The 15,951-nt window shown below is 39.3% G+C and carries 13 protein-coding genes and 1 rRNA gene; 13 read left to right on the top strand and 1 reads right to left on the bottom strand.

Annotated elements, in window-relative coordinates:
- Nucleotides 1-124: 124 nt before the first annotated feature.
- The 6 genes from rrf (at nt 125) to ihfA (ending at nt 6,474) form a co-directional block, all read left to right on the top strand.
- A 5S ribosomal RNA gene (rrf, locus tag BCG07_RS18115) occupies nt 125-239 on the top strand.
- A gap of 701 nt (nt 240-940) precedes the next feature.
- A complete protein-coding gene (locus BCG07_RS18110) occupies nt 941-1,996 on the top strand; it encodes a DUF2066 domain-containing protein (protein WP_243531040.1) in 1,056 nt (351 codons plus the stop codon).
- Nucleotides 1,996-2,706 (top strand): DnaA inactivator Hda, encoded by a 711-nt coding sequence (gene hda / locus BCG07_RS18105; protein ID WP_170865585.1) that lies wholly within the window; start codon nt 1,996-1,998, stop codon nt 2,704-2,706. Before BCG07_RS18110 ends, hda begins: the two co-directional genes overlap by 1 nt.
- Nucleotides 2,707-2,788: 82 nt before the next feature.
- The gene (gene pheS / locus BCG07_RS18100; protein WP_006794499.1) at nt 2,789-3,769 is read left to right on the top strand and encodes a phenylalanine--tRNA ligase subunit alpha; all 981 of its coding nucleotides are present in this window, start codon (nt 2,789-2,791) and stop codon (nt 3,767-3,769) included.
- Nucleotides 3,770-3,784: 15 nt separating this feature from the next.
- Nucleotides 3,785-6,172, top strand: a complete 2,388-nt coding sequence (gene pheT, locus BCG07_RS18095; RefSeq protein WP_286891397.1) for a phenylalanine--tRNA ligase subunit beta — start codon at nt 3,785-3,787, stop codon at nt 6,170-6,172.
- 2 nt (nt 6,173-6,174) lie between these two features.
- Nucleotides 6,175-6,474 carry an integration host factor subunit alpha gene (ihfA, locus tag BCG07_RS18090; RefSeq protein ID WP_002960690.1) on the top strand — a complete coding sequence of 100 codons (300 nt, stop codon included), beginning with the start codon at nt 6,175-6,177 and terminating at the stop codon, nt 6,472-6,474.
- 70 nt (nt 6,475-6,544) lie between these two features.
- On the opposite strand, the gene BCG07_RS18085 is transcribed toward ihfA, so the two are convergent.
- Nucleotides 6,545-7,345 carry a DUF2989 domain-containing protein gene (locus BCG07_RS18085; protein ID WP_286891395.1) on the bottom strand — a complete coding sequence of 267 codons (801 nt, stop codon included), beginning with the start codon at nt 7,343-7,345 and terminating at the stop codon, nt 6,545-6,547.
- 174 nt (nt 7,346-7,519) lie between these two features.
- Here BCG07_RS18085 and BCG07_RS18080 point away from each other — a divergent pair, with 174 nt between their 5' ends.
- The 7 genes from BCG07_RS18080 to BCG07_RS18050 all read left to right on the top strand — a co-directional run.
- Nucleotides 7,520-8,962: a glyceraldehyde-3-phosphate dehydrogenase gene (locus tag BCG07_RS18080; protein ID WP_006794496.1), complete on the top strand. Its 1,443-nt coding sequence runs from the start codon at nt 7,520-7,522 to the stop codon at nt 8,960-8,962.
- Nucleotides 8,963-9,174: 212 nt separating this feature from the next.
- Nucleotides 9,175-10,302: a M14 family metallopeptidase gene (locus tag BCG07_RS18075; RefSeq protein ID WP_277054647.1), complete on the top strand. Its 1,128-nt coding sequence runs from the start codon at nt 9,175-9,177 to the stop codon at nt 10,300-10,302.
- Nucleotides 10,303-10,677: 375 nt separating this feature from the next.
- Nucleotides 10,678-12,180 (top strand): alanine/glycine:cation symporter family protein, encoded by a 1,503-nt coding sequence (locus tag BCG07_RS18070; RefSeq protein WP_008132031.1) that lies wholly within the window; start codon nt 10,678-10,680, stop codon nt 12,178-12,180.
- Nucleotides 12,181-12,350: 170 nt separating this feature from the next.
- A complete protein-coding gene (locus tag BCG07_RS18065; protein WP_008132029.1) occupies nt 12,351-12,677 on the top strand; it encodes a hypothetical protein in 327 nt (108 codons plus the stop codon).
- Between the two features lies 1 nt (nt 12,678).
- A complete protein-coding gene (locus tag BCG07_RS18060; RefSeq protein ID WP_006794492.1) occupies nt 12,679-12,960 on the top strand; it encodes a YeaC family protein in 282 nt (93 codons plus the stop codon).
- Complete coding sequence (locus BCG07_RS18055) at nt 12,950-15,631, top strand: DUF349 domain-containing protein (RefSeq protein ID WP_286891391.1); 2,682 nt, start codon at nt 12,950-12,952, stop codon at nt 15,629-15,631. The genes BCG07_RS18060 and BCG07_RS18055 overlap by 11 nt, the downstream gene beginning before the upstream one ends.
- 87 nt (nt 15,632-15,718) lie before the next feature.
- On the top strand, nt 15,719-15,951 hold a 233-nt coding region (locus BCG07_RS18050), incomplete at its 3' end, for a DUF1439 domain-containing protein (RefSeq protein WP_286891390.1).

The following is a 15,951-nucleotide window of genomic DNA, read 5'->3' as shown; positions in this document are numbered from 1 at the left end:
CGTTTTATGTGATAGTGAAACAAGCGAAGAAGTTAATATAACTAAAGTAGATACTTGAAGACTTTATTATCAGAAATTCCAAATTTTAGTTAGTACGTAGCGATACGGACTGACACCAAATTTGCTTGGTGACAATAGCGTTTTGGACCCACCTGACCCCATGCCGAACTCAGTAGTGAAACGAAACAGCGCCGATGATAGTGTAGCATTTGTTATGTGAAAGTAGGACATTACCAGGCTCCAAATTGTAGAAAGCCCGACTAGCAATAGTCGGGCTTTTTTACGTCTACAGAAAAGTAATCTTCAACATTTTCTTCTCTAAAGCGTCGCGTCTCTTAAGCGAAGCGCCTCTTTGTGAACAGTGTTTTGGTTATTCAATACACTGGCCTATGATAGGCAACATTTGCTATGTGACTCTCCACCGCTGTGGGCACCACGACATTAACAGGCGTCAAATTGTACAAAGCCCGACTAGAAATAGCCGGGCTTTTTTACGTCTGCAAAAAAGTAATTTAGTAAATTGCCAAGACCCTATGGCGAACTCAGTAGCGGTCGCTCTTTCACAGCCTGTGCACCCGGCATTTGTATTCCTATACATCATGCAAAACTGCGCGAAAGCAAGCCCTTCAAACGCTGACACGATTCAACAGCTTCCTGTTTCCCTTAGCAGTAGCGAATAAAAGCTAATATATTTTTAGAACTTAATACAGTTGTGTTGGCATTACTTTGAAGAGAGTATGTCTTTTTAGAAGGTTTGGCTTTAGTTGCTCTCTTTTTGGCTGAGTGAATTTGTTTATAAATCTAGAGTTTTAATTAAATCAACATTGTATGAGAGGCTAAATCTATAAGAATCAATATATCACAGTAACAAATATAATTTTGCTTTGTTACTGGCTTTGATTTAGGATCAAATCAGTTTAAAACCAAGAACTAACATACAGTGTATAGATTATTAATAAGCATAATATCCATTTTAATTTGTTTTTCTGTTTCAGCAGTTGAGGTCACTGATCTATATCAAGATATTTTAAAAGTTGATGATAAATCAAGAGATACTCGATTAGCGGCAAGCCGTAAAGCCTTACTCAATGTTTTGGTAAAAGTAAGTGGTGATGAAACGGCGGATCAAAATCGATTAGCTCAACAGCGAACTAAAGATATCTCCGATTACATGCTTAAATTTGAATACGATGAGCGTGCTGAAGGTCAGTTAAAATTAATTGTTAAATTTGAAGCACGTAAAATTAATGCGCTTATAAAAGAATTAAGTCTACCTCTATGGGGTTCACAGCGTCCTTTAGTCGCTATTTGGCTAGGTATTGAAGATAATTGGCGAAGAGAGCTAGTTACACAAGAGAGCTATCCGCAGCTTGAACAATTAATTTACGATAATGCTCGAAGACGTGGCTTACCTGTTGTTGTGCCATTACTGGACTTACAAGATAGGCGTCTAGTAGGTATACCCGAGGTGTGGGGTAATTTTTCAGGGCCTATAGAAGAGGCGTCTCAGCGGTATAGTGCTGAAAGAAGTATTACGGCCAAAATGTACAAAGACAATAACAGTAATAACTGGGTTTTAGATTGGCGATTCACAAATGATGATTTGTTTGATGAAAATCGTTTAGTTGGTGATAAACAACAAATTGTTAGTCAAATGATAGATACACTAGCTAGAGGGCTAGCAAGTGAATATGCAATTGATCCCAATGCATACTACGAGCAAGCTTCAGCTATTTTAACTTTAAAAGGGGCCGAAAATTTTGTAGATGTTGAACTAGCTAAAAGACGTTTACAGAGTTTAAGTGTAGTTACACAAGTTACGATTGCTCGAAAAACGACTGGGTTTGTTGAATACAAATTGAGTCATACAGGCGATGTTACAGATTTAAAAAAAGCGCTTGGTCTTGATTCTGCTTTTAAAGATTATGTTGACCCACGCGCTTTCTATCATGTTGTTGACAAAAATAGCCTTGAATATCAATGGATAAAACCATAGTGCTAACTCATGAACCAATGCAAATGGCGTTGCCTGTTACTCTGCCTGATGACGAGACGTTTGCATCGTACTTTGGTGGTGAGGACTCATTAGAAGTTAACCATCTTAAAGCGAGCTTTTCTGAGTTGGCAAATTCATTTCAATATACTTATTTGTGTGGATTGGGTGATTCGGGTAAGTCTCACTTGTTATACGCGACGTGCATAAAAGCGCAAGAACGTGGCCTCTCTAACATGTTACTTTCTATGCGCGAGGTTATCAATTTTGGCCCTATGGTCCTCGATGGACTCGAAGCGCTTGATGTATTGTGTATAGACGATGTCCACTTAGTTGCAGGGAACGATGCCTGGGAAAAGGCCCTGTTTAATTTTTTTAATCGCTTTAACGAACCCGGTAAAATGTTAGTCGTAACCGCAGACCTGTTACCAAATATGTTAAATATCTCGCTTCCTGATTTAGAATCTCGTTTGACTTGGGGAACCACCTTTCAAATACGTTCAATGAGTGATGATGATAAAGCGCAGGCGCTTGTTAAGCGGGCACACATGCGTGGGCTTGAGTTAAGCGATGAATGTGCACGCTTTTTACTAACGCGTCTAAGTCGAGATATGCGTGCTTTACTCGATGTATTAGACAAATTAGATCATGCATCTATGGCCGCACAGCGAAAATTAACAATTCCCTTTATAAAATCAACGTTAAAGCTCTAGTAGGTCTAGAATCTAGACCCCGCTTTCAGTTATCATTAGTCAATTAAATTGTAATCACCTTCTGTGAAAGATCAGGTATCGAATGAACTTAGAAAATATATTAGCGCAAGCACTTGAGGCGGTAGCCAGTGCCAGTGAAATCGCGCAACTAGAAGAGATCAGGGTTAACTACCTTGGTAAAAAAGGCGAAATCACTAGCTTACTTAAAACACTGGGTAAAATTGCTCCTGAAGAACGCAAAGAAGCAGGCCAGGTAATTAATCAGGCTAAGCAAGATGTACAAGCTGCAATTAACGATAAGCGTGAGCTTTTAGCAAGCAAGGCACTAGAAGAAAAGCTAGCCGCTGAAACAATTGACGTTACTTTACCTGGGCGTGTGATGCCTACAGGTGGATTACACCCAGTAACACGTACAATTGAGCGTATTGAAAGCTTTTTTGGTGAATTAGGTTTCGAGGTGAAATCAGGTCCTGAGATTGAAGATGATTTTCATAACTTTGATGCTTTAAATATCCCTGAACATCACCCTGCGCGTGCTGATCATGATACCTTTTATTTCAATCCTAAATTAGTATTGCGTACACAAACAAGTGGCGTGCAAATTCGTACTATGGAAACGGAACAGCCACCGCTACGAATCATCTCACCTGGGCGTGTGTATCGTAACGATTACGATCAGACACATACACCTATGTTCCATCAGGTAGAAGGGTTAATGGTTGATACCGATGTAAGTTTTACTGAGCTTAAAGGTATATTACATGACTTTTTGCGTAACTTTTTTGAAGAAGATATGGAAATTCGTTTCCGTCCATCATTTTTCCCATTTACAGAACCTTCAGCTGAAGTAGATGTGATGGGCAAAGACGGCAAATGGTTAGAGGTACTAGGCTGTGGCATGGTACATCCAAACGTTCTTAAGTCTGTAGGTATTGATCCAGAAAAATACACCGGTTTTGCATTCGGCATGGGTGTAGAGCGCTTAACTATGCTGCGCTACGGCGTAAACGACTTACGTGCATTTTTTGAAAATGACTTAAAATTCCTAAACCAGTTCCGTTAAGAGTGAAGCAATAAAATGAAATTTAGTGAAAAGTGGTTAAGAGAGTGGGTTAATCCTGCTATTGATACGCAAGCTCTGTCGGAACAGCTTTCTATGGCTGGCCTTGAAGTTGACGGCGTTGAGCCAGCTGCAGCCAAATTTAATGGTGTGTTAGTAGGCGAAGTTGTTGAATGTGGTCAACATCCTGATGCGGATAAACTTCGCGTTACTAAAATTAACGTAGGTGGCGATGAGCTGCTTGATATCGTTTGTGGTGCGCCAAACTGTCGTGAAGGAATTAAAGTCGCGGTTGCAACCGTTGGTGCAGTATTACCTGGCGATTTCAAAATTAAAAAAGCAAAACTTCGCGGTCAGCCTTCACACGGTATGTTATGTGCATTTGATGAGCTAGGCATTAGCGAAGAAGGTGAGGGCATCATGGAGTTACCGAGTGATGCACCCATTGGCGCGGATTTACGTGACTATTTAAGCCTTGACGACAACATTATTGATGTTGATTTAACACCAAACCGTGGTGACTGCCTTGGTATTAAAGGTCTTGCCCGTGAAGTAGGCGTTTTAAACAGCATTGATGTAAACGTATTAGAAATCCCCGCTGTTGCTCCAACGATTGACGACAAAGTATCAATTGAGCTAGTGAACGAAGATGCATGTCCTCGATACTTAGGTCGTGTAATAAAAGGTATAAATCTTGATGCAGAAACACCGTTATGGATGGTTGAAAAATTACGCCGTAGTGGTGTACGTTCAATCGACCCGGTTGTTGATGTAACTAACTATGTATTACTCGAACTTGGTCACCCTATGCATGCATTTGATTTAAGTGCAATTGAAGGTGGCATTAAAGTACGTAGTGCAAATGCAGATGAAGAACTAGTACTGCTTGATGGGAATACAGCTAAATTAAACGAGTCTACACTCGTTATAGCAGATAATGATAAAGCACTTGCCATTGCTGGTATTTTTGGTGGTGAGCAATCAGGTGTTACTGAAAAAACAACAGACATACTGCTTGAAAGTGCGTTCTTTAATCCGGTAGCAATTGCTGGGCAAGCACGTAGTTACGGCCTACATACTGATGCATCACATCGTTATGAACGTGGAGTAGATTTTGCTCTACAACACGATGCAATGCAGCGTGCTACAGCGCTACTTCTTGAAATTGTGGGTGGTCAAGCAGGCCCTGTAGTAGAAGCCGTGGCGGCTGATAAGTTACCTAAGGTGACTGAAGTTCGTTTGCGTCGTTCGCGTTTAGACCGCGTAATAGGTCATCACATTGATGATGCTAAAGTAACTGATATTCTGACTCGCTTAGGTCTTGATGTTAAAGTAGAAAATGAGAGCTGGAGTGCAGACATACCTAGTTACCGTTTTGATATTCGCATTGAAGAAGATTTGATAGAAGAAGTTGCACGCGTTTACGGTTACAACAGTATTCCAAATGTGGCACCAACTGCAAAACTTAAGATGACCACTCATAACGAAGCGAGTATTGCACTAAGCAAATTCCGCAATACGTTAGTAACACGTGGTTACCAAGAAGCGATTACATACAGCTTTGTTGACCCTAAGGCACAAGCTATTTTGCATCCTCAAAGTGACGCACTTGTTCTACCGCATCCTATTTCAATTGAAATGTCAGCAATGCGTGTTAGCTTAATGCCGGGTCTATTGGCGTCTGTTGCATACAACCAAAATCGTCAACAACCACGTATTCGTTTATTTGAGCATGGTCTTAAATTTATAAGCGATGAAAATGCAGAAAATGGTGTATACCAAGTGCCTGTTATTAGTGGCGTTATTACTGGTTTGGTTCATGGCGAACATTGGGTTGAAGAAAAGCGCAATGTCGACTTTTATGACTTAAAAGGGGATGTTGAGGCATTACTTGCGATCACTAACGATGTAAGTCGCTTTGAAATTAAAGCAGAGCAGTCAGATGGACTTCATCCGGGCCAGTCAGCTGTTATTTATGTTGATGGTAAAAAGGTTGGTTTTTTTGGTGCATTACATCCTCAAGCGCAAAAGTCGTTAGATATCAATAACGCAACTTTTGTATTTGAAATTGAAATGTCAGCAATTGAAAAAAGAAATTTACCACAAGCAGAAAGCGTGTCTAAATTTCCTTCAAACCGTCGCGACATCGCGATTTTAGTGGCCGACAGCGTTAAATCTGGTGATATTTTAAACGCTATAGAAAAAGTTGGCGGAAATCAATTGGTTGACCTAAACTTATTCGATGTGTATAAGGGCAAAGGTATTGAGCCAAATTATAAGAGTTTGGCGATTGCTCTAACACTGCAAGCGGTTGATAGAACACTCGAAGAGAAAGATATCAATCTAGTAGTTGATAACGTGGTGGCCGAATTGGCCGAAAAGTTTAATGCATCGTTGAGGGACTAGATATGGCGCTTACTAAAGCCGACATAGCTGAACACCTATTTGAAAAGCTCGGGATCAATAAAAAAGATGCCAAAGATTTAGTTGAAGCGTTTTTTGAAGAAATCCGCTCAGCGCTAGAAAAAGGAGAGCAGGTTAAGCTTTCTGGATTTGGTAACTTTGATCTTCGAGACAAAAAAGAAAGACCAGGGCGTAATCCGAAAACAGGCGAAGACATTCCTATTTCGGCGCGTCGTGTTGTCACCTTTAGACCGGGTCAAAAATTAAAGACTCGTGTTGAAGTGGGCACCAGCAAAGCAAAATAAAAAAAGGCAGCGAAAGCTGCCTTTTTATTTATTCCTCGCTTAACTCTGCTTAAGCGGGGTTTATTATTATCTAAAATTCTCTAGGTGATACAAATTCACCCTCTAATACTTGTTGATAGGTTTGCTCGGCAAGTGAATCAAGTCCAGATAAGTTTTTACCAGTACTTAAGAGTTCCTGCTCTATTTCAAATAGATCTATATTTTCGATTCCCGACATTTGCGCTACTTTTGAAAATATATAAGCATGTTTAAATTTATCATGTTTATAAAACAGGCTGATAAGCGATGTGTACACCTCAGGATTGGGTATGCGCCCTTTTTGATTTAACTCTAGCGTTTTATAGAGCAAATCAATCGTTTTTTCGTCATCAAACTTAATGTAATACGACGCTAAAAAAAACTGCATTTCAGCACTTTGTGTAACACTAGGATCGTCTTCTATAGCCAATAGCTTATTTAATGCACCTTGATTATTGTTTCTGGACCAATGGTAATAAAGTAAACCAGGGTGATTTGTATCAATAGTGTCTTGATAAAGGCGCGTCATTTCTTTAATGCTAGTAAGTTGGCCATCTATGCGAGACGTCTTCTTAGCTTTGAGCTTTATGTGCTCAATTTTAGCCGCCAGTGTTATACATTGGTTGTATGTTTCAAATTCTTTTAATAATTGATATTTATTTTCATCCGTTGGCTCTTTGTATTCACTGTAACGCTTTAAGATAACTTCAGCACGCTCGTCTTTACAATGGCTGTCTTTGTTTAAATCAGCACAAAAGCCGGGTGTTTCCTTACAAACTTTTGCTAGCGTAACAGGTTCTTCACAACCCGCTAATGTTAGTAATCCAAGTAGTAAACTTGCTCTTTTTAGCATTCCTAAACCCCAAATAAATATCTACGCAGCCATTCTAGCGCAATCATTTAACGCCTAACAGTAGAGAATAACTTCAGATTAAATTAGAATAGCCGTGCCTGAAGTGCATTACTCTCAAAATATAGTGCACTTTTAAAGGCTATCCGTTCAAAATGATAAACTTAGGTAAATAAAATGACCTCATCTCACGAGTTAGAATACACAAATAGTTGGCAAGAGCGCCAAGATTACGCTGAAAGCATGCAACCTATCATTGGTAAACTTTACCGTAATCGTGGTATTGAAATTGCCGTATATGGCCGTCCTCTCGTAAATGCCAGTACTATTGAAATTATTAAATCTCACAAAACTGTTGCGCAATTTGAAGGCACAAAATTACGTTTACGTGAAAGCTTCCCGTTTTTAGAAGCAATCAGTAAAATGGAATTAAACTCTGCTCGCATTGATATTGGTAAGTTAGCATACAGCTATTTATACAGCGACGTTGCTAATGGCCGTTCAGTTGAAGAGTTTGTTAAAGATGAATTAGCAGAAATAGCAGATTCAACAGTGAAAGAACCTCGCGATGTAGTTCTTTATGGTTTTGGTCGTATTGGTCGTTTGCTTGCTCGCTTATTAATTGAAAAATCGGGTCCTTACGCCGATTTACGTCTACGTGCAATCGTTGTGCGTGGTGGTAAAGAAGGTGACCTTGAAAAGCGCGCTAGTTTATTACGTCGCGATTCAATTCATGGTCCATTTAATGGTTCAATCACCATTGATAAAGAGCGCAACGCGATTAAAGCGAACGGCAGTTACATTCAGGTTATTTATGCAAATTCGCCTAGTGAAATTGATTACACCCAATACGGTATCGATAATGCGTTAATTGTTGATAACACAGGTATTTGGAAAGATGAAGCAGGCCTTGGTCAGCATTTAGAGTGTAAAGGTGCAGCTAAAGTATTATTAACAGCACCGGCTAAAGGCAATATTAAAAACATCGTTTATGGTGTAAATAACCAAGATATTTTATCTGAAGATAAAATTGTCTGTGCAGCAAGCTGTACAACAAATGCAATCACACCAACATTAAAAGCGTTAAACGATAAGTTTGGTATTAATAATGGTCACGTTGAAACCGTTCACTCATATACAAACGATCAAAACCTAATTGATAACTATCACAAAGCCGAACGTCGTGGTCGTGCCGCAGCGCTTAACATGGTAATAACTGAAACAGGCGCAGCTAAAGCTGTATCTAAAGCATTGCCAGAGCTTGAAGGTAAGTTAACAGGTAACGCTATTCGTGTTCCTACACCTAACGTATCGCTTGCTATTTTAAACTTAAACTTAGCAACTAATACATCAGTTGAAGAACTAAATGCATTTTTACGCGATACAGCGCTGCACTCAGATTTACGTGACCAAATTGATTACACTGCATCAACAGAAATAGTGTCTACCGATTTAGTAGGTAGCCGTTATGCAGGTGTTGTTGACTCACAAGCGACAATTGTTGACGATAATCGTATTGTATTATACGTATGGTACGATAATGAATTTGGCTATAGCTGCCAAGTAGTACGTTGTATGCGAGATATGGCTGAAGTGTCATTCCCAAGCTTACCACGCTAATGTATATGTAGTATTTAAAAGCCAGCGTTTAGCTGGCTTTTTTAATGTGCAATCATTTTTAAAGTGTATGCCTTGTGCTACGCTTTGCTTATTCCAATACAGTGCGTGTTACAGTTATAAAATACACTGTATTTACTGCGAGTAGTATTATTCGTGGTGTTAGTTCTGCTAGTTAAAATGCAGATGGGCTTATTCAAATTAAAGGTTTTTTCATGAAAATCAGTAGTAATTTCGACAGTGGTAATATCAAGGTAATTGATGCAACCGATCCGCTTAATATTCAATTAGAGATTAATAACGACCACAACTCTGAATTTTATCAGTGGTTTCACTTTCGATTAGAAACAACGCCTTACCAATTACATAAGCTTAATATTAATCAGCTTGAAAAATCAGCATACCCAGATGGGTGGGAAGGCTATCAAGCAGTCGCATCTTACGATCGCCAAACATGGTTTCGTGTTCCATCAAACTATGAAAATGGCACGCTAAGTTTTGAAATAGAGCCAGAGTGCGGCAGTGTTTATTTTGCTTACTTCGCACCATATAGCTATGACCGCCATTTAGATTTATTGTCGTGGGCGCAAACCCAAGGTGCTTGCCAACTTCAAACATTGGGTGAAACACTTGATGGGCGCGATATGAGTGTATTAAAAATTGGCGAGCCAAACGAAGATAAAAAAGTAATTTGGGTAACAGCACGCCAGCACCCAGGTGAAACTATGGCAGAGTGGTTTGTAGAGGGATTACTTCATAAGTTACTTGATGATGAAGACCCACATGCTGCCGCATTGTTATCAAAGGCTGTGTTTTACATCGTGCCAAATATGAACCCAGATGGCAGTGTACGTGGCCATTTACGTACTAATGCTAAAGGTGTTAACTTAAATCGCGAATGGCAAACACCTAGTATGGAAAATAGCCCTGAAGTGTATTTAGTCCTAAATAAAATGCGCGAAACAGGCTTAGATATGCACCTTGATATTCATGGTGATGAAGCCATTCCTTATAACTTTGTTGCTGGCAGCGAAGGTATTCCAAGTTACGATGAGCGACTTAAAAATTTAGAAGACAGCTTTAAAGCGGCGTTATTAACAATAACACCGGAGTTTCAAGACGAACACGGTTACCCGAAAGATGAGCCAGGCCAAGCTCTATTAACCGTTGCATCGTCGGCAACGGCTGAAGAGTTTAAAGCGCTTACATACACGATTGAAATGCCATTTAAAGACAATAACGATTTACCAGATCCTGACTATGGCTGGTCAGATCGTCGCTCGTATCAGTTTGGTCAAGACACTTTAGCAGCCATTGTTAATGTGGTTGATACGCTAAGATAGAGTACTGATAAAAGGCATCAATTATTGATGCCTTTTTTATACACAAATTTAAAATTAGTTAATATGTAAAATCGTTTTATAAACCCCTTCAATCAGAAGTCTATTTAAATTACTTTCTATAAACCTCCATTATATTCAAACAAACCAATTGCTGGTTAAATAACCCTCAAATAATACGTCGAAGCGCACGTTTTATCTGTAAATATGAAAATTAAGTGTTAACAAAGTTAGCTCACTTAAGTTAATATCAATAACAATCGAATTAAAGGTAGGCGTATTTAAGCCCGATTTTTAATCGTTTTGTGTCGCGCATTCTGAGTAGCTAAAACAGAGTCTCGTAATTCATAATAAAAAATATAACTATAGAGGATATCCATGGAAGCTTTTGTAAGCGCTGTTAATGATGTTGTTTGGAGTAATGCCCTTATTTACTTATGCCTTGGCGCGGGCTTGTTTTATTCTGTATTAACTCGATTTGCCCAAGTCAGACATTTTAAAGAAATGTGTAAATTACTTTTTAGTCCTAACACATCTGAAAAAGGTATTTCTTCTTTTCAAGCACTTGCAGTGTCTCTATCGGGGCGAGTCGGTGTTGGTAACATTGCAGGTGTTGCTGCTGCTATCGGTTTTGGTGGCCCAGGGGCTATTTTCTGGATGTGGGTTGTTGCATTTTTAGGTGCAAGTACAGCCTTCGCTGAATCAACTCTTGGTCAAATTTATAAAGAAGAAGAAAACGGTCAATATCGTGGTGGTCCAGCGTATTACTTTGACCGTTGTTTAAAGCAAAAATGGTTAGCTATCTTATTTGCTATTTCTGCCGTTGTTGCGTGTGGTGTTTTCCTACCAGGTGTACAAGCAAATGCGGTAGGTAACGCATTTACTCAAGTATTTGGCGACGGTACTATGGTTTCGACCAGCTTTGGCGATGTAGGCAGCTTTAAGCTAGTTGCGCTGGCTATTATTCTTATCGTTTTAGCCTTTATCATTTTTGGTGGTATAAAACGTATTGCCAACTTTACTCAAATTGTTGTGCCATTTATGGCTTTGGGCTACATAGTACTTGCCTTAATCGTTGTGTTTTTACATATCGATAGAGTGCCTGATATTTTTGCTATGATAATAAGCGACGCTTTTACAGCTCAAGCCGGATTTGGAGCTGCAATTGGCTGGGGTGTAAAACGCGGAATATATTCAAATGAGGCGGGTCAAGGTACAGGTCCTCATGCAGCGTCTGCGGCAGAAGTAGACCACCCAGCGCAACAAGGTTTAGTTCAGGCTTTTTCAGTGTACGTAGATACCATCTTCGTATGTACAGCAACTGCACTGATGATTTTGTTAACACAGCAATACAACATTGTTGGCGAGCTACCAGCTGGTCAATTTATTGTACAAAATGTTGATGCAGCAACTGAAGTTGGCTCTGCAGCATTTACACAAATGGCTTTGTTTAGCGTATTTGGCGGTTTTGGTGAGGCATTTGTAGGTATTGCGTTATTCTTCTTTGCGTTCACTACTATTTTAGCTTACTACTTCATTGCGGAAACAAACATTGCTTACTTAAATCGTTACTTTAAAGGAAGTATTCCACTGGTTATTGTGAAGTTTGTGATCATGTTTATGGTGGCTTACGGAATGGTTAATAGCTCTGGGTATATTTGGAGCATTGGTGACATAGGTGTAGGCTTAATGGCGTGGATCAACATCTTAGGCATTTTAGCTATTTTCTTTGTCGCAAAACCGGCACTGTTATGTTTAAGCGATTACGAAGAGCAAAAGAAAAAAGGCGGTAAAATTACCTTTGATCCAATTAAGTTAGGTATAAAAAACGCTACTTTCTGGGAAAAACGCCTTGAAAAACAATCTAAGGATCCTGAGTAATTTAATACACAGTGTACTTGCAAGTTTGATTGGATAAACGGGTTTAAACCAATAAAAAGAAAGTTACATTATCTGTTATTGCTTTAAATTCAAAAAAGACAACAACAAATAAAACAAGTACAATAAAGGCGCCGCAAGGCGCTTTTTTTATGCGTAGTATGGAGAGATGTATGGCGATTATTCGTTGCCCAAAATGTGCAAAATCAATTTCAGATAAATACAAGCAATGTCCGCATTGCGAAAGTAACATTTCAGAGCTAAATGACGAGCAGGTTCAACAACTTCAGCGCGAACAGCAAATTAAAAAAAAGCAGATGTTTATAAATCACTCTTTCCTAGCACTTATTTTATTTTTGGGTGGTTTTTTCTGTTTATATTTTTTACAACCGCAAAAAGAAACCCTTGAGTGGTATGCTTACACCATCGCCATTGGCGTAGGGTGCATTTGGTATCTTATTAACCGTATTATTTTAGTGACTCTTAAAAAGAAAAGATGACATGAATATCGATAAACTCGTAGAAAATATTACTCCAGAATTATTTGAACGCCTGCAATATGGTGCATCCACTGGCAAATGGCCAGATGGCACTGTGTTATCAGATGAGCAAAAGCAACAAACAGTGCAGTTGGTTATGTTGTATCAAGCAAAGGTGGCTCAATCGAACGAGCAATTTACGATTGGTGCTAATGGTGAAATGATCCAAAAGACAAAAGCGCAACTACAAAAAGAATTCAAATCAGACAACGAAATAGCTAGGTTTAGTGAACATGATCTTTAAGCACCTTTTTACGCCAAAATGGAAACACCCTAAGCAACAGGTACGTCTTGATGCAATTGAAAAGCTAGATACGCAGCGCGATGCAAGTATTTTAAATACACTTGCATTAGAAGACAGCTCTGCAGAAATACGCCGAAAAGCGCTTCAAAAGGTAAATGATTTACCACTTTGGTGGAAAGCCTATAAGCAAGACCAAGCGTTGAAGGATATAGCTGAGCAGCAAATATCTAACGCGGTTTTAAACAGTGAAAGCACACTAACACCGCAAATTAAAAGTGAATATATAGAACGCTTTGCGCCTGTAAAAACATTAGAAAAACTAGCGTTTGCAGAGAAAGAACTAAAAGTTCGCGTTAAACTACTTAAGCGTTTAGCAAACCCAAAATTAGTAGAAAAAGCTTTTAAAGAAGGCAGTGAAGAATTACAAAAGCAGCTAGTGGAGTTAGTTATTAACCACCAGCTTACCAAACCACTTGCTAAACATGCTAGAGGGGAAGCGAAAAGCACCCTTGATACGCATATTGAAAATGAGCGTCTGGCCAAAGAAATGCCACAAGAAGTTGAAAATTCAACGCGCGTTATTTTAGCAAAACTTAATGCGTTACGTGAAAAAACAGACTTTGCGTTGGTAAACCCACAAGCTGCTGAATTAATGGCTCAATGGCAAGCATTAGAGCTTAAATGGCTATCAGCAGAGCGTATAAAATCGCTAGATGAAAAGTACATAGCTATTACCAGCAAGCTTGATACTCATATAGCGCAACTTAAAGCTGAGCACGACAAAGAACAGCAACGTTTAGCATTAAAACAGCGTCAATTATTGGCTTTAGCAACGCTTGAAGCATTAAGTGATGAAATTGAAAATGCGCTTCAATTAGGTTTAGAAACCCCAGAGCAAATTCAACAAGATTGGCTTGACGCTAAAGTAGCCCAAGCAAAACAAGCGATCACAGAGACTGAGCTTGAAAATAGCGCACAGTCTAAAGCGGTAATAACAAGGCTTGAGACTTTATTTTCACAAGTGGCTAAATTACCCGAACTAACAACGGTAATTGCTCAATATAAAGAGGCATTGAACGCCTTACAAAAAATTGAACCAGCGCAAAGCATTGAGCAATATGACGATATTATTTCAGCGTTTAATCAAGCGTTTAAAGAAACGCGTGGGCATATAGCTATGTTAGACAGCGCACTGCAAGGCAAGTTTAAAACTGAGTTAAACGCGCATAAAAAGCAGTTTTTAGTACCAATGAATGAGTTAGTTAAACCGCTTGAAAAAAATCAAAGCCAAGCAAAGCGAAAAGCTCGTGATGTTAAGCGCTTAATTGAAGAAGGCCGGTTCAATGTGGCATTTGGTGTATTTAAAGGTTTTGAAGAGCTATTTAATACATTAACAGCACGCTACCAGCAACCACTTGAAAATATTAAAGCAGAGCTAGAGCAGCAGCTTGCTGACGCAAAAGATTGGCAAAAATACGCCGCTGCACCAAAGCGTGTTGCGTTACTTGAAGAAGTAGCCGCGTTAACCGAGCAAGAATGTACCGACCCGCAACAACGTGCAGAACAAGTAAAAATGTTTCGCACACGTTGGAATGAGCTTGGCCGTTTAGATACAGATGAAGAAAAACAACAAGGTGTTCAGTTTGACGAACATATTGAATTGTTGTTTGCACCTTGTCGTAGTTACTTTGCCGAGCAAGAAAAAAACCGCGATGCAGCTAAGTTGCAACGTGAAAGCATCATTACTGATATGCACGCGCTTAGCACAGAGCCTACTAGCGAAGAAGGCTTTGATTGGAAACAGTTTGAAAGCCAATACAATAGGCTAAATAAAGCATGGCGCAGTGTAGGAAAAGTTGACCCTAAAACATATCGAGTTTTAAATGAACGCTATAAAAATGAGCAACAACAGGTGCTTGGTTTATTAAATGCGTTTCATAAAGGTAATGCTGCGCTTAAAAATGATTTAGTAGAACAAGCACAGCAACTATCACAAAGTGACGACTTAGCAAGTGCTTGCCAGACGTTAAAGCAAATGCAACAGCAATGGCAAACAATTGGCTTTGCGGGCTTGAAAGCCGAAAATGCGTTGTGGCAAAAGTTTCGTCAATATAACGATGAAGCATTTAGTAAGCGCAGCACTGAATTTGAGCAACAAAAGCTTGAACAGAATGAGTCAGACAAGCAAGCCGCTGCAGAGCTTGCTGAATTAGAAGCGGTACTAGAGGCGGTTGAACAACGTGCGCAACTTCATGACCTAGAAACGAAGGTAAAGGGTTATGCACAATTCAGAACGCTTGCGCCAAAAGTGACTACTTTGCTTAAAGCCATAGATGAAAAAGTGTCATTGCTTATCACTAAATCAGAGCAGGCTAACTTAGATGCTTTACTTAATGCGCTTCAAAATAATGAAGAAGTACCTGCACAGTATCAATCACCGCTAAAAACAACGCTTAACGAAGAGCAACTTGTAACGCGTATGGAAATTTTAGCAAATGTGAGCTCGCCAAATGCATCACTTAGAATGGCAGAGCAAGTTGCTATGCTTGATGATAAGCACCGTGGCGATCATGCAGATTTAAATTATTATTTAAAACAGTTGCTCGCGCTCAGTAACGGTTCAGTTGAACCTGACACACTAGCTCGATTAAAGACGACACTTGCAGCTTAATCATTAACATTACTTTAAATGTTGATTAAAACTTTAAAAGGCCGCTTAAAAAGCGGCTTTTTGTGTCAACCAAACAAAGGATTTACCATGAGATTTTTATTACTTATTACTACGCTTTTTTTAACTGCCTGTAATAGCACGCAAGGTGTATCGGTATATTCATTTACAAATGCTGAAGTAGAAAGCGTATTAGCTAAAGAGTTGCCCAAATTAAGCGAAAAAGTAAAGCTAATGGGATTACCTGTTCAGCTTAACGTTAATGATTTAAGTGTTGATATAGGGCCAGATAATCGTGATGTTGTTTTACTTGGCGCTGACTC

The organism is Pseudoalteromonas sp. ESRF-bin5 (genome assembly GCF_002632075.1).
In the GTDB taxonomy this organism is placed as follows: domain Bacteria; phylum Pseudomonadota; class Gammaproteobacteria; order Enterobacterales; family Alteromonadaceae; genus Pseudoalteromonas; species Pseudoalteromonas marina.
The sequence above is the reverse complement of the archived record's forward strand: the minus strand, read 5'-3'. Positions and strand labels throughout refer to the sequence as shown.